The sequence below is a fragment of the Methylobacterium sp. CCH5-D2 genome, from assembly GCF_001556475.1.
Taxonomy (GTDB): Bacteria; Pseudomonadota; Alphaproteobacteria; order Rhizobiales; family Beijerinckiaceae; genus Methylobacterium; species Methylobacterium hispanicum.
This window is the reverse complement of sequence record NZ_LSIX01000461.1, coordinates 1-2,711: the sequence shown is the minus strand read 5'-3', so window position 1 is coordinate 2,711 and position 2,711 is coordinate 1. Positions and strand designations below refer to the sequence as shown.

Genomic DNA, 2,711 nt, shown 5'->3' with positions numbered 1-2,711 from the left:
GCGGGGTCGGCCGCTACGGGGCGGTGGGCCGCTACGGCCGATACGGTTACGGATACGGCCGCTACGGATACGGCGTGCGTCCCTACGGCTACGGCCTGGGCGCGGCCGCCGTCGGGGCCGCGGCCGCTGCCGGCTACGGCGCCACCTACGGACGCTGCGGGCCCTACGCCACCTACGATGCCTATGCGGGCATCTGCCGCGCGTACTGACACCCCGCGGACGCGCCTGCGACAGGGCCGAGGCGTGAAGGCCCCGGCCCCCGATCATCCGGCCTGAGCCGGCGGTCCGAGCGGCCCGCCCGGCCGACGGGCCACAGAACGGGTTCGGTCACGCCATGGCCCTCCGGAACGTCGCACCCCTCCTCCTCGCACCCTGCCTCTGCGCGCCCGCGCTGGCGCAGCCGTCCGGCCTGCAGCAGCCCGCGGCGCTGATCCACGGCAATTACTGCGGCGTCGGCAACAACGCGCCGTGGCCGCCCGTCGACGCCCTCGACGCCGCCTGCGCCCGCCACGACGCCTGCACGCCCACCGGCGCCCTGCCGTCCCGGGCCTGCAACCTGCGGCTCGCGTGGGAGACGGACCGCATCTCCCGCGATCCGCGGCAACCGGACGACGTCCGGGCGCTGGCGGGCTTCATCGCCGCCGGGGCCGCCCTCCTGCCCTTCGACCCGAACATGCCGGCGGCGGTCCGGATCCCGGCCGCAGGGCCGGTCCCGGTACGCTACGGCGCGCCCGCGGCCCCGTCCTATCGGCCGGTCCATCGCGCCTACTAGGGTGCGTCCCCGGCGGCGGGAGCCGCGCCCGGCCGCTCGGGCGGGCGCGGCTCGCACGCGGGGACATGCGGGGCGGCCGGCGCGCTCAGCGCCGGAAGCCGCCCCTGTAGCCGCCCCTGTATCCGCCGGCCCGCCCCGCGTGGACGGCCCGGCCGCCATAGACCCGGCCGCCCCGGTAGACGGCGCCACCCCGGTAGACGCCGCCCCGGTACACGGCGCCGCCCCGATATCCGTACCGGGCGCCCCCGCGGTATCCGTAGACCGCCCCGCCCCGGGGACCGTAGACGCCCGGCGCGACGTAGGCGTTCGGGCGGCAGGCGCCGTAGGGGCCCCGGTGGAAGCCGGGCCCGCACCCGCCGGCCGCCTGTGCCGCCGGAATGCCGAGTCCGCCCGCGTCGGGGCTATTCAGGCCGATGAGCGCGGCCAGCGTGAGGGCTGCGAGCGGGATCACCCGTGTCGTCGTCATTGGGACCTCCTCGTTCTCTCCGTCGCGGTGACGTCGTTCGACGATCCTCGACCGGATCCGGGTGCCGCTGCCTCCGGGGGGCGGCTCGCCTCTCTCCAGACGCTCGGCGTCGTGCCGGACCAGCGTCGGAACGCGTGCGTGAAGGCGGCCGCCTCGGAGAATCCCAGGCAGGCCGAGATCTGCGCCAGCGACATGTTGGTGTCGGCCAGGAGCTGCTTGGCGGTCTCGAACCGGATCTGCGCGGAGACCGAGCGGAAGCTCGTGCCCTCGGCCCTCAGGCGGCGGCTGAGGGTGCGCCGATGCACCGCGAGATGCCGGGCGACGGCCTTGCCGGACCACGGGTTCGGGATGAACTCCGCGCGGAGCAGCCGCCGCAGCTGCTGCGAGACCGGGAGCGGGGCCGCGGCCTCCCGGATGCGCGGCTCCGCCATCCGCCGGGCGATCCGGTCCGCGCCCGCGACCGGCTGCGCCAGGAGGCGCGCCGGGAAGGCGAGGGCCGCCCATTCCTGGTCGAACCGGACGGGTGCGCGGAAGAAGTGCCAGTAGGCGTCCGTCTGGTCCGGCGGCGCCCGCGGCAGCAGGAGCTCCGAGGGCGACCAGCGGGGGCCGCACAGCACGCGCACGACGTTGACGACCGTGGCGAGCGCCCCCTCCGCCTGGAGGCCGACCGCCGTCGCGCCGGGCTCGCAGGGAAAATAGTGGAGCAGCGCCAGGTCGGCCTCGACGCAGAGCCTGACCGCGAAGCCGCATGACCAGGCCCAGGGCCGAGTCTCCAGCACGTGCAGCGCCTCGCCGACCGTGTCCGCGTTCCGGACCAGTCCCCTGCTCGGGCCGAGTTCGGCGAGCCCGATGCGCTGTCCCACGAGCAGGCCGAGATGGCCGCATCGGATGCGGCGCGCGCCCAGCTGGAGCAATCGTCCGAGCAGGGCGCTCGGGATCGGTGGCCCGTCGTCCCGGACCGTTGCGGGGTCGAGGCCCGCCTCGCGGAGCAGGCGAGCGGGATCCGCGCCGTGGTCCGAGAGCACCGCACAGGTCGCGCCCGGGACGCCGCGGAGGCCACCGACGCCGCCGCGGCCGGTGAGAGGCTGGACCGCCTCGCGCAGCCGGAACGCGCCGAGGAGATCCCGACTGTCTTCGCGCGCCGGGGCAAGTCGATCGACCATTATAGAAGTCCCATTCCGCGTGCGGGCCGGGCGACTTCAGGGGACCTGCGGGATCTCTACATTGCGATGGATCAATGTCCAACCGCACATGGAGCGAGCAGCTTGCCTCTGGATTATAGATCCTACATTTGATCGAAGCAGATCGACGAGCACGACTTCGCTTGCACCGGGCCCGTCGCCCCGTCTCCGACGCGCGGAAGGGCCCTCGGCCTGCCCATCGCCTCATGCGGCCTCCGGTCGATGGGTTCGGCCGCATGCGGTGAACCGCGCCGCGCCCCCTCTCCCATAGGGAGAGGGTTGGGGTGAGGGG

General features: G+C 74.8%; 3 protein-coding genes and 1 pseudogene. 2 read left to right on the top strand and 2 right to left on the bottom strand.

Going from position 1 to position 2,711, the window contains the following annotated elements; all coding sequences use genetic code 11:
• Together AX737_RS11755 and AX737_RS11750 are read left to right on the top strand one after the other, a co-directional pair.
• A pseudogene (locus AX737_RS11755) lies at positions 1-209 on the top strand (hypothetical protein); the annotation flags it as partial.
• Between the two features lie 125 nt (positions 210-334).
• A complete protein-coding gene (locus AX737_RS11750) occupies positions 335-772 on the top strand; it encodes a hypothetical protein (RefSeq protein WP_066921518.1) in 438 nt (145 codons plus the stop codon).
• Between the two features lie 85 nt (positions 773-857).
• On the opposite strand, the gene AX737_RS11745 is transcribed toward AX737_RS11750, so the two are convergent.
• A complete protein-coding gene (locus AX737_RS11745) occupies positions 858-1,238 on the bottom strand; it encodes a hypothetical protein (RefSeq protein ID WP_066921516.1) in 381 nt (126 codons plus the stop codon).
• Entirely contained in the window at positions 1,235-2,401 is a 1,167-nt protein-coding gene (locus tag AX737_RS11740) for an AraC family transcriptional regulator (protein WP_082772996.1), read from the bottom strand. Before AX737_RS11740 ends, AX737_RS11745 begins: the two co-directional genes overlap by 4 nt.
• Between the last annotated feature and the right edge of the window lie 310 nt (positions 2,402-2,711).